Raw genomic sequence first — 20,702 nt, 5'->3', positions numbered from 1 at the left:
TGAATATGAGTTAAACTTATATCATTTTGTATTTTCATTCAGTAGGGCAATAATTTCATACAAATAACTTGTGGCTCTATTTATTTTTAAAAATACCTCTTGACACCGAATCGAACTATATCGCATAATATAAAAAAATTAGATTGAAAATCGTTGAAGGGAATTAGTACATATGTCTTCTTGCGAAAGAGAGTGGAATTCACCGGCTGAAAGATTCCTCGTATAGAATATATCGAACCTATCCCTGAGTCTTAAATGAAAGTTTAGGCGTTCGCCTGCGTTATAGGCACCAAGTGGATATCTATGTATATCAATTAAGGTGGTACCGCGGAACAATGACCGTTTCGTCCTTTTTATTTTATTAAGGGCGAGGCGGTCATTTTTATTTTGCTCTTAAATACTTCAGTGCAGCATTGATGAGAATAGATATAGTTACAAAGTGAATGAAGTGTAATTTATAAAAAACTTTGATTTTAGACTTGGGGGATAAAAAAGTGAAAAAACAACGAGTTGTTGTAAAGATTGGGAGTAGTTCCTTGGCAGATAGTCACGGAGGCATCTCTACAGAACAGCTTTCAGATCACGTTGCCGCATTGGCTCGGTTGAAAGAAGATGGGCACGAGGTTGTGTTAATTACATCTGGAGCCGTCGCTGCAGGTTTTTCAGCGCTAGGATATCCTAGCAGACCTGTAACGATTAAAGGGAAACAGGCTGCAGCAGCTGTCGGACAAAGTTTGTTAATGCAGGCGTACACGGAGGAATTCCGTAAATATGGCATCGTTACTGCGCAACTTTTGCTGACGAGAAGTGATTTTTCTAGAAAAGAACAATATAGTAATGCTTACGCTACGTTAGGAGAATTATTAAACCGTGCCGCTCTTCCAATTATTAATGAGAATGATTCCATCTCTTTAGAGGAGCTAACGTTCGGTGATAATGATATGCTGTCAGCTTTAGTAAGCGGGCTTGTTTCGGCGGATATGCTTATGATCTTTACGGATGTGAACGGGTTATATGACAAAAATCCTCAGAAAAATGCGGATGCAAAAAAATATTATTTTCTTCCTGAAGTTACGGAAGAAATTTCTTCTCTTGCAGGAGATGCTGGCTCAAAACTTGGGACTGGCGGTATGAAATCAAAAATCGATGCTGCAAAGACAGCACTCTCTCTTGGTGTGAGTGTATTTATCGGAACAGGACGTGGACAGGAAAAGTTTGTAGATGTTTTGAAGGGTAAGGGTGATGGAACGTATGTTGGTAATGCTCCTCAAAAAGAAATGAAGATGAACAAGCAATGGATTGCCTTGCATTCGCTTGTTAGCGGACAAATCGAAGTAGATGCTGGGGCAGCTACTGCCATCATTCAGCATGGGAAGAGTTTACTTCCAGCTGGTGTTACGAATGTATCAGGATTTTTCCAAGTGGGTGAAGTTGTAGAGGTTGTAACGCAACAAGGGCGCGTAATAGGAAAAGGACAATGCACATATAGTGCAGAGGAACTAAGAGATGTAAAAGGTATGCAAAGCCAACATATTCAAGTAAGAGGCGAGAGACATAGTTATGAAGTCATCCATAGGGATCATTGGGTTTCACTTTAAAAAGGAGGAAATAAAAATGAATGAAGTGTTGGCAAAGGGGATAAAAGCAAAAGAGGTTGCTAGAGAACTTGTGCTTAAAACTACAGATCAAAAAAATGAAGCACTTGCTGCAATTGCTAATCAGCTGATAGTAGAAACAGCTTATATTTTAGAAGAAAACAAACGGGATATTGAAGAAGGTAAGGAGAAAGGATTTTCTCATTCACTCCTTGATCGCCTTATGCTGAATGAACAGCGTATTGTTGATATGACAGAAGGGATTAAGCAGCTAATTAAATTACGTGATCCTGTAGGAGAATGTGTAAGTGCATGGGAAAGGCCAAATGGACTATCTATTCAGGAAATGCGCGTACCACTTGGTGTTGTTGGGATGATTTACGAGGCAAGACCGAATGTAACAGTGGATGCTGCTACAATTTGTTTGAAGACAGGAAACGCAGTCATATTACGTGGTAGTTCTTCTGCTATTCATTCTAATAAAGCCATCGTTGCCGTTATTCACAGAGCGCTCAAACAAACAAGCTTACCTCAAGAAAGTGTACAGCTTATAGAAGATACAACGCGAGATAGCGCGAAGCAGTTGTTTACAATGAATGATTATCTAGACGTTCTTATTCCAAGAGGTGGCAAACAATTAATCGATACTGTTGTGAGGGAAGCGTCTGTTCCAGTACTTGAAACAGGTGCGGGGAATTGTCATATTTTCATTGATGAAACAGCGGATAAACAAATGGCATTTGATATTATTATAAACGCAAAAACGCAGCGTCCATCTGTATGTAATGCAATTGAAACGATTGTACTTCATGAGAAGTGGGCAGAGCAATATGGTAGCGAGTTGTTTTCTTCCTTGAAGGAAAGAGGAGTGGAGCTACGTGGTGATAATAAAGCAGTGGAGATTGATCCTTCTATCTTACTTGCGACAGAAGAAGACTGGGAAACTGAGTTTTTATCTCTCACACTAGCAGTGAAAGTGGTTTCCACTGTTGAAGAAGCGATTCATCATATAAATACGTATGGATCTATGCATTCTGAAGCAATTATTACTGAAAACGAGGAAAACGTCAGCAAGTTTTTTACTTCTGTAGATGCCGCGGCACTTTATCATAATGCATCGACTCGTTTTACAGATGGATCCGAATTTGGATTCGGAGCGGAAATTGGTATCAGTACACAAAAGTTACACGTAAGAGGACCAATGGGGCTTCCAGCATTAACTTCTACAAAATATGTGATTCGTGGAAATGGGCAAATTCGAAAATAATAATAAAAGACACTCAATTGGCTTGGGTGTCTTTTATTATAAAAATTATTTACCATACAAATAGCCCAACGAGCATAGCACTTAATAAAGAAACAGCCATCCCGCTAACAAGAAGCTTCCAAACATTTTTACCGATGACTGATGATTTTTCTCCGCCAAATAATGAATTGTAAGTTCCGTAAATCATACCTACTGTACTAAAGTTAGCAAAAGAAGCTAGAAATGTCGTTGCAACCGCAACCGTATGCGGTTGTAACGACTTTAAGTTTGATTTTAAATCCATCATTGCAACAAATTCATTCGTCGTTATTTTGATCCCCATTAATTCAGCTACATACATAGCATCACTGCCTGATAAACCGAGTAAAAATGCAAAAGGACTAAAGATAATGGAGAAGATTTTTTGAATTGTTAACCCCGTTACAAAAAATCCTAAAATCCCATTTAAACATGCTGTTAAAGCTACATAACCAATTACCATAGCTAAAATAACGATAACCATATTCATCCCAACTAACATACTGTTTGAAATAGTAGAAAAGAAATCCTTTTTTTCATGTTTTGAAGGTGTGTAAACAACGTCTTCTTCTTTCGAAACTTCCACAGGATTTAATACATTGGCTAAAATTAATGCGTTAATACAATTTAATGGAATGGCGCTGAAAATATATGTTGCTGGCACCATTGATAAATAAGCGCCAAGAATGGATCCGCTAACGCTACTCATACTCATAATTCCAAAAGTTAATAATCGATTTTCTTTTAACACAGATAATTGATCACGAACAACCGCAAGTGCTTCGGTGTTTCCTAAAAACATCATTTGAATCGAAAAGAAACTTTCTAACTTTGGTAAACGAGAAATCTTTGAAATAACTGCACCTACTTTATCAATAATCCAAGTTAAGATTCCGAAATAAGATAGAATATCGAAAAAAGTAATAACAAAAATGATAGGAAGTAACGCACTAAAGAAGAAATCAATGTGCTGACTTTCCATAGCTGAAGGAAATGCAAATCGAATACCTTCATTCGCACATGCTAGTAGCCAACTGAAAAATGACGCAATTTTATTAATGATAATACTGCCGAGCTTTGTGCCTAACATAAACCATGTAATAAAAAGCTCCAATAGGATGAGAATTACAATTGGTCTCCATTTTATATGTTTTTTATTAGGCGAACATAAGAAAACGATTAATATGACAACGAAAATCCCTAACATATTCAATATGAAATACATGTCAACAACTCCTTGAGGCTTATTATTTGTATATAAAAAAGCCTCTATTCTTCCAAATTTGGATTATGATCAGAAGTTATGAAGAGGGTAAATGATGTTTGGGATTCACGTATTTTAATTTGCTTTATTTTGAGCAATCGCAGTAATTACAAAACAAGTAGCTATTTTCAATTGCTTTGTTGGATATTAAACGTATGCGATTTTAAACATCGTTTATCTCGGATTAACGGGCAGTAAGACTTTTACCTCAAAATTCAGGGAAAGCAAAGAAGTTAGGTGGGAGTGGGCTGCCCGCAAAATCCCGATTGGTAAGAGCTGATTAAAGTTTCACTTTATAAATAAGAACGGTGAGTTGGCCATGAACCTTGAAGTTTCCGAAGCTGTATAATTTGTCCTGTATGATAAGCATCATGCAAAAGGATATTCATATATTGTTGCCAAACTGGTAGAGAAGGACTTAGTTGATCTAGTTCTGCTTCTTGAAGGGCGGTTAATGAAGATTGTAAGGCATCATGTACTTGAAGTGTTCGCTTTACTGTTTGTTGCCAAGCGTTATCATCATTAGGCTCACCTTGGATAAAGGTTTCATCATTATTTTGTGGAGCAACAAATGTATTATCTTCATGTAAGCGGGAAAGTAAGCGCTCTTTAAAAATTAATAAATGGTTCACATTTTCCCAAATCGTATTACTGGCAGCACCTTCTGGTTTCCAACATGCTTGTTCAGCAGTAAGATTTTTTAACGCTTCAGATATCGGTGGGTACCATTCTTCCTCGTAAAAAACTTGTTGGACTCCATTTTGCAACATTTCTTTTCTTCCCATTCTTATAGCCTCCTGTTCATTTTTCTTAATAAAATCAATTCGCTTTTCTCTTCAATAAACCTTCTCTATAGTTGAACAAGAGAGTGAAATACAACGTATAATTGAGCCATTAAAAAATCTCATTTTTAATATGATATTTAATAATCAAGGCTTTCATTGAGTCAGAATGAAAAGAGTATGAACCTTTTTCTGTTTGCTCATTGATCAAAGTTTTTTTAAAATTGCAAAACGGTTCTAAAAATATAGAAGGTAAAATTCGATAAAAATAGAATGTGTTATATAGCAAACAAGGAGGGGATAAAAATGGAGGTCTATCACATAACGAGCAGAAAAAGGGAAACATACAACGTTCAGGTGAAATATTCGATACTTTTCGAATGTGCACTTGGCATTGCTGCGATTACTCATAAAAGGTTAATTGATACACTTGAAAAGACTCAAAGTGAATGGGAAGAAATTAAGGAAGCATTAACAGAAGAAATGAGAGAACACTTACAGTTTGTAGAAGAACATAATACGTGGAAAGCATTACTCCAGTTATTGTATGAAGAGGATTTTCAAGATTTATCGCAGTTTAAGTTTAAAATTGATTCACTTTCAGAAGAAGATTTGAAATTTATATGTTTACCGTTTTTAGGAAAGAAGTATGAAGAGAAAAGACGTTTAGCTGCAACGGGAGTTGTATGTGCAATACACGAACTAAAGGAACTAACAGATAATCATCAGTTTTTTTCTACTTATATTAGCTTTATATGTAATGTAGATGTACAAGTGCTGAAATCGCATTTAATCGCTGTTATGACAGGTTGGTATGAGAGTGTTATTAAAAGAGAGGAAGAACAAATACTTTCTATATTAAAACGAGATTATGAAGCAAAAAATGAAATGAATAAAAAGATGAAACCAGAAGAGTTTGTTGAGTGGGCTACTGGTGGCATTAACTATATGCCAGAACCAAGTGTTCATCACGTGCTTCTTATCCCGCAAATGACGTACAGACCGTGGAATATTGAAGCGGATATTGATGATACAAAAGTATTTCATTATCCAGTTGCGAATGAAAGTATTCATCCTGAAGATCCGTATGAACCGAATTATTTTTTAGTTCAAAAACATAAGGCTCTTGGAGATGAAGCGAGATTGCGAATTGTAAAAATGTTGTTTGAAAAAGAACGTACATTACAGGAAATAACGGAAAGATTACAGCTTGGTAAATCGACTGTACACCATCATTTGAAATTGTTACGTGCAGCGAAGTTAGTTGATATACATGACGGAAAATATGTATTAAGAAAGAAAGCAGTACAGTCTTTAGCGAAAGAATTAGATATGTTTTTGAATAGATAATTAACAACGGGAATGTACATAAAGGGAGGAATATAAAAGAAAAGTTGGTGTGTGAAATTGAAAAATATATTGAAAAATCGTTCTTTCTTTTTCATGTGGATTGGTAGTGCAATCTCAGAATTAGGAGGGGCTTTCGGAACGTTATGTAATTCAATTCTAGTATATGAGTTAACAGGATCGGAAATGGCTTTAAGTAGTATGTGGCTATTATATTTCATCCCATCACTCATACTGCAATTAATAAGTGGCCCATTTATTGATAAATGGAGCCGGAAGTGGATTATGATTTTTTCACAATGGATACGGGCGTCCGTATTCTTATTACCTTTGGTGATGCTAGTTACAGGTAGTATAGAAGGTTGGCACATTTATGTTGTTCAAATTGTAGTGGGACTTATTACACCTCTTTATACACCTGCGAGTCAGGCAATTACACCGAGCATTGTAAGTCAAGGACAACTTCAAGACGCAAATGCGTATATTGATGGAATGACTCGTCTCATGATGTTTCTTGCGCCAGTATTAGGTGGAGTAGTAATTCATTTCATTGGAACAGAACTTACATTATCTTTCGTATGTATTTGTCTATTTGTTAGTGGTGCTTTCTTACTTTATATAAAAGAAAAGAGAACTACAACAGATATACGAAAAACGTGGCTAGAACAATTTCTTCAAGGTTTTACATATTTTTTTACAAAACCAATCATCGTTTGGCTCGGTATATTTCTTACTTTCGTGCAGTTTGGAGTAGGGGTAACGATGGTCACAAATCTTCCTTATATAAAAGACGAGCTGTTAGCGGGATATGCAGAGTACGGCTATTTTATGGCAGGTTTTCCACTTGGCTACGTAATTGGATCAGTAGTAGTCGGAAAAGTAACATATAAAAGCCGGCGTATACTTATGCTTGGAGGATTGTTTATAGGGGGGCTCACATACATTTCATTAGGGTTCAATCATAGTATTATCATTGCAATAATAATTGAAGTAATAGCAGGGATTTGTATTGCATTTTTCAATGTTCATAACACAACAATATGCCAACAAACCGTGACGAATAATATGATAGGACAAGTATTTTCAGTGCGTTTATTTTTCATACGATCCGCTATGCCGTTAGGTGTGTTAGTAGGGGGAATATTGAGTGAAATGTGGGGAGTAAGAGTGCTATATTTAATTATCGGTGCAATTATATGTGTCACCTCTTTAATAGGGATGTTACTTCCATATTTCAAATTTTTAGATGAGGCGATAGAAAAGAAATCAGCATAATTCAAAAAATTAAAACTTTACAATTGAAAATAATTATCATAATCAATTATAATAGAAGAATACTAGTATTCGTATTACGAAGAGGGAGTGGGATATATGTTTATCGAAACGAAAACATTTACAGTAAAAGAAGGTACATCAAATATAGTTGTAGAACGTTTTACTGGAGAAGGCATAATTGAAAAATTTGAAGGCTTCATCGATTTAAGTGTTCTCGTTAAAAAAGTAAGACGCGGTGACGAAGAAGTTGTCGTAATGATTCGCTGGGAATCGGAAGAAGCATGGAAAAACTGGGAAACAAGTGAAGAACACTTAGCTGGACATAGAGCGGGACGTGGTAAATCAAAACCAGCTCATATTATTAATGTGGATCATGCGGTTTATTATGTGAAATCATCGAAATCGGCTTATCAACGTTTCAAAGCTTAATAGTAATCATCAAGAGTAATCATTTGAAGGTGTATAGAATTTAAGTATGTATCATATTAGAAGAAGGATTATGAAAGTTTCACTGTAAAGTAAAAAAGACAGACTAATAAATAGTCTGTCTTTTCACATTAATTCTTCACATCATCATAAAGTTCAAGTGCCTCTTTCACATTCAATCCATTTTTTACAATGCCATGTATTGCTTGGATCATCGCAGCTGGGTGCTCGGATTGCCATATGTTTCGGCCCATGTCTACTCCAATTGCGCCTTCTTGCAACGCATTGTACGTAATGTTTAATGCGTCTTCAATTGAATCTAGTTTGGGGCCGCCCGCGATGACTACTGGGGCAGGGCATGTGCTCGTTATTTTTTCGAATCCTTCGCAGTAATACGTTTTAATAATATCAGCACCCATTTCAACACATACGCGGGAAGCAAGTGCTAGAAAGCGAGCTTCACGTTTTTGTAATTCTTTTGCGACTGCGGTAATGCCGAGTACTGGCAGGCCGTAATCATGAGCTTCAGAAACTACATTTGCGAGATTTGTAACAGTTTGTGTTTCATAGTCTGATCCAATGAAAACAGAAACGCCGACGCCAATTGCGTTTTGTTTTACTGCTTCTTTCACAGGTGTAACAATTGTTTCATTTGCTAAATCTTTACCGACGACAGTAGCGCCGCCAGATACACGCATAACCATCGGTGTGCTGCAGTTTTCAGGAATACAGGAGCTAAGTACACCACGCGTTAAAAAGAGAGAATCCGTGTAAGGAAGTAAGTTTTTAACAGTTTCAAGTGGCTGTTCAAGCCCGTGAATTGGCCCTAAAAAGTAGCCGTGATCTATCGCTAACATTACCGCTCTGCCATTAGGTAAAATTGTATTTAATCGATTTTTAAATCCCCAAGTCATTCCAAATCACTCCTTCGTTAATGTTGGATTTTCCATTTGTACTGTATCTTTATTTGGTAAATGTGGTGACTTAATAAAAACTGCTTTAAAAGGTTTGTCAGAATGGTTAATCAGATAGTGAGATTCATGAGGGCGAACTTGCAGGACATCACCTTGTTTAATCGGAACTCTTTCGTTATTTACATAGAAGTCTATTTCACCTTCTAACGCATAAAAAACTTCTTCACACGTTGTATGGTAATGATTTTGAAACTCTTGCCCAGGCTGAATGACAACAAGACCAAGATCAATATTCGGGCCTTGTATTAAATATTTCGGCCCGTTATCACCGAAGCGATAGGAGAAATCATTTTCATTCGCTTTTAACATACAGTTCACTCCTTTATGTAAATGTGTTACAGTGCACCAGGCGCAATCCACATATGTGTTGTAAGTCCTTTATCAGCTAATACGAGTTGACTGCTATACACGGTTTTCCATGTTTCATAGAATTCCTTGTATAGCTCGTGATTTTCAGTGATTGGTTCAAATGTATTTTCCCACTGTACAAATTGTTCGGCAGTCTCTTCCAGAGATGTATATATTCCAGCGCCAACTCCAGCAGCAATCGCAGTTCCTAAAGAAGCTGCTTCTTTCACAACGGGTACTTTTACAGGAATACCAAGGACGTCCGCTAGAATTTGTGGCCATAGTTTTCCTTTAGCAGCACCGCCAGCAAAAATGACTTCAGAAGGGAATGTTCCTGTGAGATTTTCTATTAATTTTAAGTTACCAAGTGTAACGAAGGCAGCATTTTCTTCAATAGCACGAAACAGTTCTTTTTTTCCGCATTTGTCAGCGTCTAAACTTAAATTTAAAAAAGAAGGTGCGGCATGACGCCAAGAAATGTAGTTCATAACGTTTGAAAAAGTAGGGATAATACCATATGAACCGACAGGTACGTCTTTCGCTTGTTCTTCTAATAATTCATAAGCATCTACACCGAGTTTGTCAGCAAGTTTCTTTTCTTCTTGGCAAAAAGCGTCTCGAAACCAGCGCATAACGAGACCTGGGAAAAAGGCGATTGTTTCATATTGCCATAGGTTCGGAACGACGTGACAATTTACTCGAATTGCAGCATGTGGATCTGTTATTGGCTCAGTAACATTCACTTCTTGTTGCCAAAAGCTGCCGCCGCATATTAAAGTTTGATTTGGGTTTACGACTCCAGTCCCGAGTGCTGCCATTTGAGCATCACCGCCGCCAGCGACGACAGGAATCCCTTCAAGTAAACCAGTTAGTGTTGCACACTCTTTTGAAACATTACCAATCACAGTGCCAGCTTCATTTACTTTTGGTGAAAATGGCAAATTTATACCACACTCTTTAGCGACATCGTTATCCCAATTCCTATTTTGTAAATCAAAGATTCCGGACGTACAACCGTTGGAAGGGTCGATTTGCAGTACGCCGCTTAATTTATACAAAATCCAATCATTTAACATCGTAAAGGAGTGAATATTGCTATAGACGTCTGGTTCATGTTTTTTAATCCAAAGTAGACGTGGTAAAGCACCCAATGAAAAAGTTTGCCCAGATTTTCTGTATAAATCTTTTTCAAGATGTGAGCGGATTTCTTTTAGCTCACTAACTTCAGCGGATGCACGGCCATCAACATTTGCACATGCCCATATTTCTTGCCCATGTTTATCATATAAAACAAAACCTTCTCGCATACTTGTAGCGCTAATAGCAAGAATAGAAGAGGCAGGGGTATTGCTTTTTTGAAGAACCTCTTTCGTGCATTCTTGTACTAGCTTCCAATTTTCTATTACATCAAAGTTCATAGAGCCTGGATAACGAGGGTCAGATTTGTGAATCCATTCTTTTTGACTTACTGCAATTTGATTACCATGTAAATCAAAAAGAACTGCTCGAATGCTCCCTGTACCAGCATCGAAAGCTAATAAATGGGACATTAACAATCACCATCCTTTCGTAATAAGGAGAGGGCAGTTTCCTCATCGGTAATTAATGAATGAATAAACTTTCCTTTTAAGGCACCATAAATTGCATCTATCTTTTCAGTACCTCCAGCAACACCGACGACATGATTCATATTGCGCAAAATAGAGAGGGGCGTGCCAATTAGACGATTGTGATGCGAGAGCTCTAATAAATCGCCATTTGTATTATAAAACTGTCCTAAAATATCGCCAGCACCGTTTTGACTACGAATATATGTCATCTCACGTAGTGTTAATTTTTCTTCTTTTACAATCGTAGCGTCTTGAGATAATCCCCCAATACCGACAACAGCCGTATGAGCAAGTGAAGCGACTTGAAGCATATCTTTTACACTCGGTTCTGATAGAATACTTTGTGCCATTTCGGTTGTAGACGCTAGAAACGGCGTAGGGATAATGTGAAGTTCGCCTTGCATGTAGTGTAAATAGTTTTGTTTTCTCGGGAGATAGTGATTTACCCCGCCTGTTAGCGTTACGATTGAAAGGTTGATAGAACTTTCAAAATGAATGTTTTCTAGCATTTTACTTATCGTTTCACCCCAGCCGATGCCGAGTAAATCACCTTGTTGGAGATGAGTCTCTAAATATTGTGCAGCGGCTTTTCCGAGAGAAGTAGCATAATTGTTTATTGGAGTAGGGATAATGAAAGCATCTTTTAAGTGGAACTTTTTCATTAAGTCACGTTCAATGCTCAAGCAATGCAAACCGGTTCCTTTTACGTGAAATGTAACGATACCTTCACTGCGCGCTTTATCTAATAACCGGACGACTTTATTTCTTGAAATATGAAGAAGTGACGCGATCTCCTGTTGTGTTAATTGGTCTTTATAATAGTACCAAGCTACTTTAGTTAATAAATTTTCTTCAAAGTTCAGCTGAGTCATACTCTTCATCCCTTTCAACAATTGACCACAGCTTAAACATATGTACCATATATTTTGTTTATTCCAGTTGGAACGATTAATAGTACGTAGAAAAAAGTGTTCTAGATATAAAAAAAGGAATATACAATGCTACAAAACAAGTAGAACAAATAATCATTTTCTCAAAAAATGTTCTGGGTAAAGGCAGGTGACATCATGTGGAGAATGTGCCCTTATTACAAGTGAAGAAAATGAGTAAGGCGTTTTCGAATCAACTTGTGCTAAAGGAAGTGAACTTACAAGTAGAGCATGGTGATATATACGCTTTAGTTGGTGGAAATGGCGCCGGGAAATCGACATTAATGAAAATATTAACGGGGTTATATTCGTATGATGATGGAGAGATGTATGTAAAAGGAATGAAGCAACAGTTTTCAAATCCATCAGAAGCACACCGAAAAGGTATTTATTTAATACCGCAAGAACCACTCATTTTTCCGCATATGACTATTGAAGAAAATATATGTATCGGGTTAAAAGAAAAGAAAAAGAAACTAAAAGTACAGATTCAGCAATTGATTAGCAGCTTAGGATGGGATATTGACCTTAATAAACTAGGAGGAACATTATCGATTGCGCAACAACAGTTAGTAGAAATCGTTAGAGGATTAATAAGAGAAGCTGAGATTCTTATTCTAGATGAGCCAACATCGACATTAACAACACACGAAATTAAGAGTCTTTTTGTGTTGATGAAAAGTTTACAAGAAAAAGGAATTGGGATGATTTATATTACGCATCGTTTTCCAGAAATCTTTGAAATTGCCAACAAAGTAGCAATACTACGTGATGGAATGGTTGTAAGCCAAGGTGATGTATGTGACTATACATATGACATGCTGATGGAGGGACTATTGCCAAAAGGATATAAACAGAAAGAGAAAATAGAAGTAGTTCAAGAGACAGCAAAGACGAAAAAAATATTAGAAGTGGTTGATATAAATGGTCACGCATTCGAAAATATATCATTCACTGTACATGAGGGTGAGGTTGTAGGTGTTGCTGGCATTATAGGATCTGGCAGAACGGAATTAGCAGAAGCGATATTTGGATTGAAAACTATAAAATCAGGGTCTATCTTATTGGGTGGAAAATCAATTGATACGTGTTCTTTGCATAAAAGGCTAGACGAAGGCCTAGTTTATGTGCCAGAGGATAGGGCGAGGAATGGAATTTTCTCAATTGCTTCTGTTAAAGAAAATATTGCAGCAGCAAGTTTATATCAAAATAATCGCTTTTTTATAAATCAAGAAAAAGAAAGCGCTTTAGTTAATTCGTTTATAGAACAGTTCCGAATTGTTGTACAGAATATGAATAAAGAATTGGCATCTTTATCAGGAGGTAATCAGCAGAAGGTCGTGCTTGCGAAGTATCTTGCATGTAATCCGAAAATTATTATTCTTGATGAGCCGACTCGCGGAATTGATGCGAAAGCAAGGCTTGAAGTGTATGAGACGATAAAAAAAATGAAAAGGGAAGGACTCGCAATTTTATTAATCTCTTCAGATGTTGAAGAAATTATCCAATTAGTAAACCGTGTATATGTAATGAGAAATGGGCGATTTGTTTCTCATATGGAAAAAGAACAACTGAGTGTGAATGAAGTTACACGCCTTGCATACGGAGGTGTAACGGAATGAAACGTATGTATAAAATGCACGAAACGTCTATCATACTGTTACTACTAATTTATATAGCTATTGTAGGGATGATAAACCCTAGTTTTATTCAATTTACCTCGTTATCTTTACTGATGAAATCAAGCGTTATTTTAGTCGTGCTAGCAATCGGTCAATCGTTCGTCTTATTTACGAAAAATATAGATGTATCAGTCGGTTCAAGCATGGGATTAAGTGCAGCAGTTTGCGGAATGATGTTAACGAATGGGTATAGTGCATTCTTGTCGATATTTGTAGCTATTATACTTGGGGCCATTATCGGTTTCGTAAATGGTATTGGAGTTGCGAAGTTTCGGGTACCAGCCATTATTATGACATTAGGCATGTTAGGAATTGTTAGAGGTGCAATGTTAATTTTCACAGGCGGGAAGTGGATTGAAGATATTCCAAACGATTTTAAGCAGCTGTCATCTATCATCATTCTTGGTTTACCTATAACTGTATGGTTCGTTCTTATTATTTTACTACTACTATACTTCTTTTTAAGAAAAGTGCCATTGGGAAGATACTTTTATGCGGTAGGTGATAATGAAGATGGCGCGAGGCTTATTGGTATACCTGTTAATAAAGTGAAGATATATGCGTTTATGATTTCAGGCATAAGCGCTGCGCTCGCTGGTTGCATATTTGTTATGAATATCGGGTTCGTTCCAAATCAAACAGGTACAGGATTAGAATTACAAGTAATCGCAGCCGCTGTACTAGGAGGAATTCATTTAAAAGGAGGAACAGGATCTTTATTTGGAGCTGCATTAGGAGGGTTATTTTTAGAAACAATAAGTAGCTCACTCGTCTTTTTAAAAATACCAGCATTTTGGAATAATGCTATTTCAGGTTTTTTACTATTACTTATTATCATATTAGATAGCGTCATGAAGAAGTGGAAAGCAGAAAGGAGAATGAATCTATGAAGTATTTTTACAGATGGGAAGGTGTGTTAATCATAGTACTTCTTATAGAATTCATTCTCTTTAGTTTTATAAACAGCAATTTCTTAAATATTAGTAATCTCCTTTTTAGTACAAATGATTTTCTATTCATAGCAATCGCGGCAATTCCAATGACTTTCGTTATTGTAACAGGAGGAATTGACGTATCTGTAGGATCAATTATGGGGCTAACCTCGATTTTAATTGGTGTGTTTTGGATGAATGGAATTCATATTTTACTAGCAGTAATAATGGCACTTATAGTCAGTTGCTTAGCAGGAGCTTTAAATGGGCTTATTATAAAATTGACAGATGTAGAACCACTAGTCGTTACACTCGGAACGATGTTTTTATACGGAGGAATTGCACTCGTCATTTCAGGAGGGGCAGGTGCTTCTGGATATGAAGGGATAAGCGGTTTACCTGATACTTATGTACAACTAGCAAATGGTAGTTTTATAGGAATACCCAATTTATTATGGCTACTTATTTTATTAACAATTGTATGCACGATTTTGTTTCACCGAACGATATATGGGCGCCACGTAAAATTAACAGGCGCGAATGAAAATGCAGCAAAATACACTGGGATTAAGACGAAGAAAGTAGTAATCATTGCTTACATACTTTCTGGGTTAGGAGGTGGATTAGGAGGAGCTTTCTTAACTGCATATTTCGGTTCTGCACGTGCTGATATAGGAAGCGAAACAATATTACCAATCATTACAGCAGTTGTATTAGGCGGGACACTTATTACAGGTGGAAAAGGAAGTATTTTCGGTACTGTACTGGCGAGTATTTTCATTGGGCTCATGCAGTATGGCTTGCAAATGACGGGTTTAACAAATGAACAATCCAATGTAGTAATAGGTATTATCCTTATTCTTTCAGTTATTATGAGACATTTCAAATTACATCAATTTTTAGCGGGGAAAAGACAGAGTTTGCATAAGGGGGAAATGTCATGAAGAGAAAACTAGGGATTGTATTGATTGTATGTATTTGTTTAATCGGTTTAATTGCGTGTTCTAGCCAAACGGCAGATAAGAAAAAGGCTGATGATGTGAAATTTGCATTTATTCCGAAATTAACAGGAGTTGGTTTCTTCACATCGGGAGGTGAAGGAGCAAAGGAGATGGGAGAGAAGCTAGGCGTACAAGTGAAATATGATGGGCCGTCTGAAGCGAGTGTATCAGGGCAAGTAAAGTATATAAATAATTTTATTAACCAAAACTATGATGCACTTATGGTTTCCTCTACATCAGTTGATGGTTTATCGCAATCACTACAACGTGCTAAGAAAAAAGGAATGACCGTCTTAACATGGGATTCTGATGTGAATCCGAAAGATCGTTCTTTTTATATAAGCCAAGGAACACCAGACCAACTTGCTAACTTATTAATAGAAATGACTTCTAAGCAAATTGGAGATAAAGGAAAAGTAGCGTTCTTTTATTCTAGCCCGACAGTAACGGATCAAAACCAATGGGTAACGAAAGCGAAAGAAATTATTAAAAAGAAATATCCGAACTGGGAAATTGTAACGACGCAGTACGGTGAAAATAATGCACAAAAATCTTTATCCGTAGGGGAGAACATATTAAAAACGTATCCAGATATTAACGCAGTTATTTGTCCAGATGCAACAGCACTCCCAGCAATGGCGCAGGCAGCTGAAAACTTAAAAATGGATAAAAAAGTAGTGGTAACTGGATTTTCTACACCGAACGTTATGCGTGATTATGTAAAACGAGGAACAGTACAACAATTTGGTTTATGGGATGTAAAACAACAAGGTGCTCTCGCAACGTATGTAGCAAATGAAATTGTTGTAAAAGGGAAGAAGTTAAAAGTAGGGGATAGCTTCGAAGTAAAAGGAATTGGAAAAGTGAAAGTAGAGCCAAACTCCATTCAAGGATATGATTATGAGGCAGAAGGGAACGGAATTATCGTATTACCAGAACGAGTTGTATTTACGAAAGATAATATTGATAAGTATAATTTTTAGTAGACAAAAAAACGTCCGAATATATCGGACGTTTTTTTATTTCTGCATTAATTATGAACAGTTTCTTTTTCGTTTAATCCAAGCGTACGACCAGTAGAAGTGTGAAGATCTTGGAACAATCTTGGATTTTCAGTTAGTGAAATGCCATATGAAGGAATCATTTCTTTTATTTTTTCTTCCCATTCTACCATGCGGCTTGGGAAACATTTTTCTAATACTTCAAGCATGACGTGAACAGCAGTAGAAGCACCTGGTGATGCGCCTAGTAATGCGGCGATTGAGCCGTCAGCTGCACTTACTACTTCTGTACCAAATTGAAGTGTTCCTTTACCGCCAGCATCAGTATCTTTAATTACTTGTACACGTTGTCCAGCAACTACAATATCCCAATCTTCACTTTTCGCGTTCGGAATGAATTCGCGTAATTCTTCCATACGTTTTTCATGTGATAACATAACTTGCTGAATTAAGTATTTTGTAAGTCCCATTTCTTTTACACCAGCGGCTAACATCGTTAAGACGTTATTCGGTTTTACAGAACCGATTAAGTCAAGATTTGAGCCAGTTTTTAAGAATTTAGGTGAGAAGCCTGCAAATGGTCCAAACAGTAAAGCTTTTTTATTGTCTATATATCTCGTATCTAGATGAGGTACAGACATTGGCGGAGCGCCAACTTTAGCTTTACCGTACACTTTCGCATGATGCTGCTCTACAACTTTTTGGTTTTTACATACCATAAATAGTCCACTTACTGGGAAGCCACCGATATGCTTTGATTCAGGGATACCAGTCTTTTGAAGTAGAGGTAGGCTACCGCCACCGCCGCCAATAAAGACGAATTTAGCAGTATGATGCTCAATTTTACCACTATTCATATCGTGTACTTTTACTTCCCACAAACCATTTTTCGTGCGCTTAATATTTTCGACACTATGCTTGTAGTTTAGCTCGACATTTTTTGTTTTTAAGTAATCAAACAACATACGTGTTAATGCACCGAAGTTAACATCTGTTCCAGAGTCAATCTTCGTTGCCGCCATCGGTTCATTAGATGTGCGACCTTCCATAATGAGTGGAAGCCATTTTTTTAATGTTTCAGGAGCATCAGAAAATTCCATTCCTTGAAACAGTGGATTTTTTGAAAGCGCTTCAAAACGGTTTTTTAGAAACTCAACATTTTTTTCCCCTTGTACTAAACTCATATGAGGTAGTGGCATAATAAAATCTTGTGGATTACGAATTAATTTGCTCTTTACAAGATATGCCCAAAATTGTCTTGAAAGCTGGAATTGCTCATTCACTTTTACAGCTTTACTAATATCTATAGATCCGTCAGCTTTTTCGGAAGTATAGTTCAGTTCGCATAGCGCAGAATGCCCTGTACCTGCATTATTCCATTCGTTAGAGCTTTCTTCCCCGGCACTTGCGAGTTTTTCAAAAACTTTAATTTCCCATTCTGGTGCTAATTCTTTTAGTAATGAGCCTAACGTTGCACTCATAATTCCTGCACCAATTAAGATAACGTCTGTTTTTTGCTGCATGTTGCTCATGATAATCTCTCCATCCCCTATATTGGCAAAAAAGTGTAGGTGTTTTCTATGTCTAAGCCGTAAAAGAGAAACACCGCCTAGGCCCCACCTAGGTGTATACCTTTTTTGTCTCAATTATATAACCATCTCATACTCTATTATAATAATTAATAGACTAAAATATCTAGTGTTATCTGATAATTTTAAACTATTTAACGTTTTATTCGCTAAAAATCTTATTTAACAAGCTCTTTTAAGGTGGTAAATAGAAAAAAATTACAGTTTGAAATTATCTCGAAAAAGCTTACGTATCCTTAAGTGACTAAATCGAGTACCTTTTTATGGGAGTATTCTTTCTGTAATGGTAAGATTATTCTGAAAAATAAAAAGGAGGGACTCTAATGTGTACAAAAGAACAAATTTCAAACTTATTTCGAAACTTTTCAATAAAGGAATGTAAAGGGTCAAGTGATTTATATGAATATTTATCAATGAAAATTGCTGAAGATGAGGAAGTACTTACACTATCGTCCTATGCTCAGGTAGGTCAACCAGTCCCAAACTTACTATTGGGTGCAGTACATTATTTATTGCTAGCAGGGAAAGAACATCATTTAAAAACGTATTATAGTAGTTTAGTTGAAAATGCTGATACAAATTTAGATAAAGCTTTTAATCATTTTAAAGATTTCTGTAAAGAGTACCGAGAAGAAATCATTACTTTGTTACAAACGAAACTCGTTCAAACAAATGAAGTAAGACGGTGCGCATACTTATACCCAAGTTTCTGCTACATATTTAACAAAGTGAAGAAGCCGTTAGCGTTAATTGAAATTGGGACAAGTTCTGGGTTGCAACTGTTCTGGGACCAATATCGTTATTCGTACGGGACGGATGAAATGTACGGAAATATAAATTCAAATGTGCATGTAACTTCTGAAATAAGAGGGGAGAATGTACCGCATTTTCTAAAAGAAAGCCCATCTGTCGTAGAAAGAATCGGACTGGACTTACATGTGAATGATTTACATAATGAGGAAGATTATTTATGGTTACGTGCTTTAATTTGGCCAGAACATAAAGAAAGGCTTGAGATGTTTGATCAAGCTGCATCTTTAGTGAAAAATGAATCTGTCCAATTAATAGAAGAAGACGGTGTAGAGCTATTATCATCTATTATTGAACAAATAAGTGAAGAAGCTGTTATTTGTATTTTCCATACACACGTCGCAAATCAAATACCAGAACAAGTTAAACATAAATTAGAAAAACAAATACAAGAAATCGGCGCAAAACGTGATGTATTCCACCTGTATAACAATATGTGGGATCGTGACCTTCATATTGATTATTATATTAACGGAAACGAATATCGTGAAACGGTTGGAGAAACAGAAGGACACGGGAGATGGTTTAGCTGGAAGATTGGAAACGAGACGCTTATTTAGATTAATAGGGGCGCCCTCACTTGTAAAAGAAGGGACCATAGGCTCAAGCATTGACTAAATGGTTAAGGAATAAATGTATTAGTAACATACAAAAAATGCTTCGGAGAAATCCTAAGCATTTTTTGAATTACATTTAAACCCCATAATGGATCATGTACTTCTGTTCTGCTGCAGCTTGTACAATTTTTGAAGCTAACTCATTCAGCTCATCAGATTTTCTGAAGAACTTTGAGGATGTAACTGTTTCATAGAAAATTGCTAATGATTCAGGCGGGATAATTGTAATACCACAATAAGCTAAACCGTATTTCTGATTTTTGACTGTATGGAAGTAGGTTTTCATAATTGATAAATTTTGATTTAAACTACTGATAATATCATCATCAACAGATATACAATGATATTTCTCTGGTGTATAATCTTCGTAATTTTTTTGAGAAGTAAAATCGTCAATTATTCCAAAATCATGGACACATGCCATCATTATCATCCTTTCAACTTTAATAAAGTGAGTTCTATTAAAGTAAAATCGTCATTTTGTTTACGTGTAATAGAAATGATTATGTAGTTCATTAGTATAGTACTTCATAAAATATCTTCGTTTCTTCTTCGTGAAGACAGTTTACTTATCGGTAAACTCATCGGGAGCCCAAGTGGCGATTTCATTCCCAGGTGCAGCGACTACAAGCCATTGCTCACATAGGACACCAGCTTGCCAACATTCATAATAATCATGAAAACCATTTAAAAAAATAATTTGTCCACTCTCTAATGTAATAATTAAATGAGGGCTTTCTAAGCCAAGTTGTATATCGGTAACTTTTTGTCTTCTTATCTTACATATTCTTTCATATTCTTCTTTCTCAGAATAAACTTCAAATTCATCTTCATTTAATGGGTAGCTTTTTTGAGGTTTATTAAATAAACACCATTTGGATTCGATATTGATATATAATTGTCCGTCATAATCAACTGAGTCGTGAAAGTTTGTGAAATGAATCTTTATAGCGTCTGGAGAAATACCAAATTGTAATCCATCAACTTGTGATCCGATGAATAGATTTTTTAACACTTTTTCAGCGTGAATTTTATCCTCTGTATTCATTATTGAATTCCTCCTTTTCATAAAAATATACCTTATATTTTTATTGTAATAAATAAATTTTCATGTAAAATGAACCTTTTGTGAAAAACGAGCGAATATAGTGTGAAGGATTATGAGAGGGGAACGGAGCTTTGGATGAAGTACAATTAAAAGAATGGCTATATAAACGAAAGTATGTTATCTAAAA

General features: G+C 36.3%; 19 protein-coding genes and 1 other annotated feature. Of the genes, 10 read left to right on the top strand and 9 right to left on the bottom strand.

Features of this window, described 5'->3' with window-relative positions; genetic code table 11:
• The first annotated feature begins 144 nt into the window (after positions 1–144).
• Positions 145–355, top strand: a binding site (T-box leader).
• Positions 356–494: 139 nt separating this feature from the next.
• Entirely contained in the window at positions 495–1,598 is a 1,104-nt protein-coding gene (gene proB, locus EBQ15_RS07490; RefSeq protein WP_000744800.1) for a glutamate 5-kinase, read from the top strand.
• A 16-nt stretch (positions 1,599–1,614) separates the two neighbouring features.
• Complete coding sequence (locus EBQ15_RS07485) at positions 1,615–2,862, top strand: glutamate-5-semialdehyde dehydrogenase (protein WP_001006622.1); 1,248 nt, start codon at positions 1,615–1,617, stop codon at positions 2,860–2,862.
• Between the two features lie 49 nt (positions 2,863–2,911).
• Here the strand turns inward: EBQ15_RS07485 and EBQ15_RS07480 are convergent, their stop codons facing one another.
• Both EBQ15_RS07480 and EBQ15_RS07475 read right to left on the bottom strand, forming a co-directional pair.
• On the bottom strand, positions 2,912–4,105 hold the full coding sequence (locus tag EBQ15_RS07480) for a NupC/NupG family nucleoside CNT transporter (protein WP_000273603.1): 1,194 nt from the start codon (positions 4,103–4,105) through the stop codon (positions 2,912–2,914).
• Positions 4,106–4,437: 332 nt separating this feature from the next.
• Positions 4,438–4,929, bottom strand: a complete 492-nt coding sequence (locus EBQ15_RS07475) for a DinB family protein (protein WP_000532722.1) — start codon at positions 4,927–4,929, stop codon at positions 4,438–4,440.
• A 303-nt stretch (positions 4,930–5,232) separates the two neighbouring features.
• Between EBQ15_RS07475 and EBQ15_RS07470 the strand changes: the two genes are divergently transcribed.
• The 3 genes from EBQ15_RS07470 (at position 5,233) to hmoA (ending at position 7,977) form a co-directional block, all read left to right on the top strand.
• A complete protein-coding gene (locus EBQ15_RS07470) occupies positions 5,233–6,276 on the top strand; it encodes an ArsR/SmtB family transcription factor (RefSeq protein ID WP_000454577.1) in 1,044 nt (347 codons plus the stop codon).
• Positions 6,277–6,327: 51 nt separating this feature from the next.
• A complete protein-coding gene (locus EBQ15_RS07465) occupies positions 6,328–7,548 on the top strand; it encodes an MFS transporter (protein WP_000769174.1) in 1,221 nt (406 codons plus the stop codon).
• 96 nt (positions 7,549–7,644) lie between these two features.
• Positions 7,645–7,977 (top strand): heme-degrading monooxygenase HmoA, encoded by a 333-nt coding sequence (gene hmoA, locus EBQ15_RS07460; RefSeq protein WP_000469502.1) that lies wholly within the window; start codon positions 7,645–7,647, stop codon positions 7,975–7,977.
• 128 nt (positions 7,978–8,105) lie between these two features.
• On the opposite strand, the gene lsrF is transcribed toward hmoA, so the two are convergent.
• From lsrF to EBQ15_RS07440, 4 genes are read right to left on the bottom strand one after another with little or no spacing between them, the layout of a single operon-like run.
• On the bottom strand, positions 8,106–8,888 hold the full coding sequence (gene lsrF / locus EBQ15_RS07455; RefSeq protein ID WP_000219793.1) for a 3-hydroxy-5-phosphonooxypentane-2,4-dione thiolase: 783 nt from the start codon (positions 8,886–8,888) through the stop codon (positions 8,106–8,108).
• Between the two features lie 6 nt (positions 8,889–8,894).
• A complete protein-coding gene (locus EBQ15_RS07450) occupies positions 8,895–9,257 on the bottom strand; it encodes a cupin domain-containing protein (protein WP_000909984.1) in 363 nt (120 codons plus the stop codon).
• 26 nt (positions 9,258–9,283) lie between these two features.
• A complete protein-coding gene (gene lsrK / locus EBQ15_RS07445; protein ID WP_000018818.1) occupies positions 9,284–10,846 on the bottom strand; it encodes an autoinducer-2 kinase in 1,563 nt (520 codons plus the stop codon).
• Positions 10,846–11,778 carry a sugar-binding transcriptional regulator gene (locus tag EBQ15_RS07440; protein ID WP_000192702.1) on the bottom strand — a complete coding sequence of 311 codons (933 nt, stop codon included), beginning with the start codon at positions 11,776–11,778 and terminating at the stop codon, positions 10,846–10,848. The genes lsrK and EBQ15_RS07440 overlap by 1 nt, the downstream gene beginning before the upstream one ends.
• A 197-nt stretch (positions 11,779–11,975) precedes the next feature.
• Between EBQ15_RS07440 and EBQ15_RS07435 the strand changes: the two genes are divergently transcribed.
• Genes EBQ15_RS07435 through lsrB form a run of 4 tightly spaced genes read left to right on the top strand, consistent with a single transcriptional unit; the run spans position 11,976 to position 16,433 of the window.
• Complete coding sequence (locus EBQ15_RS07435; protein WP_000432623.1) at positions 11,976–13,457, top strand: sugar ABC transporter ATP-binding protein; 1,482 nt, start codon at positions 11,976–11,978, stop codon at positions 13,455–13,457.
• Positions 13,454–14,407 carry an ABC transporter permease subunit gene (locus tag EBQ15_RS07430; RefSeq protein WP_000827673.1) on the top strand — a complete coding sequence of 318 codons (954 nt, stop codon included), beginning with the start codon at positions 13,454–13,456 and terminating at the stop codon, positions 14,405–14,407. The genes EBQ15_RS07435 and EBQ15_RS07430 overlap by 4 nt, the downstream gene beginning before the upstream one ends.
• The gene (locus EBQ15_RS07425; RefSeq protein WP_000873532.1) at positions 14,404–15,393 is read left to right on the top strand and encodes an ABC transporter permease; all 990 of its coding nucleotides are present in this window, start codon (positions 14,404–14,406) and stop codon (positions 15,391–15,393) included. The genes EBQ15_RS07430 and EBQ15_RS07425 overlap by 4 nt, the downstream gene beginning before the upstream one ends.
• Positions 15,390–16,433: an autoinducer 2 ABC transporter substrate-binding protein LsrB gene (gene lsrB / locus EBQ15_RS07420; RefSeq protein WP_000823656.1), complete on the top strand. Its 1,044-nt coding sequence runs from the start codon at positions 15,390–15,392 to the stop codon at positions 16,431–16,433. The genes EBQ15_RS07425 and lsrB overlap by 4 nt, the downstream gene beginning before the upstream one ends.
• A gap of 47 nt (positions 16,434–16,480) precedes the next feature.
• On the opposite strand, the gene EBQ15_RS07415 is transcribed toward lsrB, so the two are convergent.
• On the bottom strand, positions 16,481–17,983 hold the full coding sequence (locus EBQ15_RS07415; RefSeq protein WP_000069138.1) for a malate:quinone oxidoreductase: 1,503 nt from the start codon (positions 17,981–17,983) through the stop codon (positions 16,481–16,483).
• Positions 17,984–18,363: 380 nt separating this feature from the next.
• Between EBQ15_RS07415 and EBQ15_RS07410 the strand changes: the two genes are divergently transcribed.
• Positions 18,364–19,410, top strand: coding sequence for a DUF2332 domain-containing protein (locus tag EBQ15_RS07410; protein WP_000337439.1), 1,047 nt, complete (start codon positions 18,364–18,366; stop codon positions 19,408–19,410).
• A 133-nt stretch (positions 19,411–19,543) separates the two neighbouring features.
• Here the strand turns inward: EBQ15_RS07410 and EBQ15_RS07405 are convergent, their stop codons facing one another.
• A complete protein-coding gene (locus tag EBQ15_RS07405) occupies positions 19,544–19,894 on the bottom strand; it encodes a hypothetical protein (RefSeq protein ID WP_001999997.1) in 351 nt (116 codons plus the stop codon).
• Positions 19,895–20,032: 138 nt separating this feature from the next.
• Entirely contained in the window at positions 20,033–20,515 is a 483-nt protein-coding gene (locus EBQ15_RS07400; protein WP_001090910.1) for a hypothetical protein, read from the bottom strand.
• Positions 20,516–20,702: the final 187 nt, after the last annotated feature.

It is taken from the genome of Bacillus sp. 2D03, assembly GCF_003946765.1.
GTDB lineage: Bacteria > Bacillota > Bacilli > Bacillales > Bacillaceae_G > Bacillus_A > Bacillus_A cereus.
This window is presented reverse-complemented; position numbering and strand designations above follow the sequence as displayed.

Coding starts and splice junctions, on each gene's coding strand:
- EBQ15_RS07485 (WP_001006622.1), top strand. CDS start 1,615: ATGAATGAAGTGTTGGCAAAGGGGATAAAAGCAAAAGAGGTTGCTAGA.
- EBQ15_RS07480 (WP_000273603.1), bottom strand. CDS start 4,105: ATGTATTTCATATTGAATATGTTAGGGATTTTCGTTGTCATATTAATC.
- EBQ15_RS07475 (WP_000532722.1), bottom strand. CDS start 4,929: ATGGGAAGAAAAGAAATGTTGCAAAATGGAGTCCAACAAGTTTTTTAC.
- EBQ15_RS07470 (WP_000454577.1), top strand. CDS start 5,233: ATGGAGGTCTATCACATAACGAGCAGAAAAAGGGAAACATACAACGTT.
- hmoA (WP_000469502.1), top strand. CDS start 7,645: ATGTTTATCGAAACGAAAACATTTACAGTAAAAGAAGGTACATCAAAT.
- lsrF (WP_000219793.1), bottom strand. CDS start 8,888: ATGACTTGGGGATTTAAAAATCGATTAAATACAATTTTACCTAATGGC.
- EBQ15_RS07450 (WP_000909984.1), bottom strand. CDS start 9,257: ATGTTAAAAGCGAATGAAAATGATTTCTCCTATCGCTTCGGTGATAAC.
- lsrK (WP_000018818.1), bottom strand. CDS start 10,846: ATGTCCCATTTATTAGCTTTCGATGCTGGTACAGGGAGCATTCGAGCA.
- EBQ15_RS07440 (WP_000192702.1), bottom strand. CDS start 11,778: ATGACTCAGCTGAACTTTGAAGAAAATTTATTAACTAAAGTAGCTTGG.
- EBQ15_RS07430 (WP_000827673.1), top strand. CDS start 13,454: ATGAAACGTATGTATAAAATGCACGAAACGTCTATCATACTGTTACTA.
- EBQ15_RS07425 (WP_000873532.1), top strand. CDS start 14,404: ATGAAGTATTTTTACAGATGGGAAGGTGTGTTAATCATAGTACTTCTT.
- lsrB (WP_000823656.1), top strand. CDS start 15,390: ATGAAGAGAAAACTAGGGATTGTATTGATTGTATGTATTTGTTTAATC.
- EBQ15_RS07415 (WP_000069138.1), bottom strand. CDS start 17,983: ATGAGCAACATGCAGCAAAAAACAGACGTTATCTTAATTGGTGCAGGA.
- EBQ15_RS07410 (WP_000337439.1), top strand. CDS start 18,364: ATGTGTACAAAAGAACAAATTTCAAACTTATTTCGAAACTTTTCAATA.
- EBQ15_RS07405 (WP_001999997.1), bottom strand. CDS start 19,894: ATGATGGCATGTGTCCATGATTTTGGAATAATTGACGATTTTACTTCT.
- EBQ15_RS07400 (WP_001090910.1), bottom strand. CDS start 20,515: ATGAATACAGAGGATAAAATTCACGCTGAAAAAGTGTTAAAAAATCTA.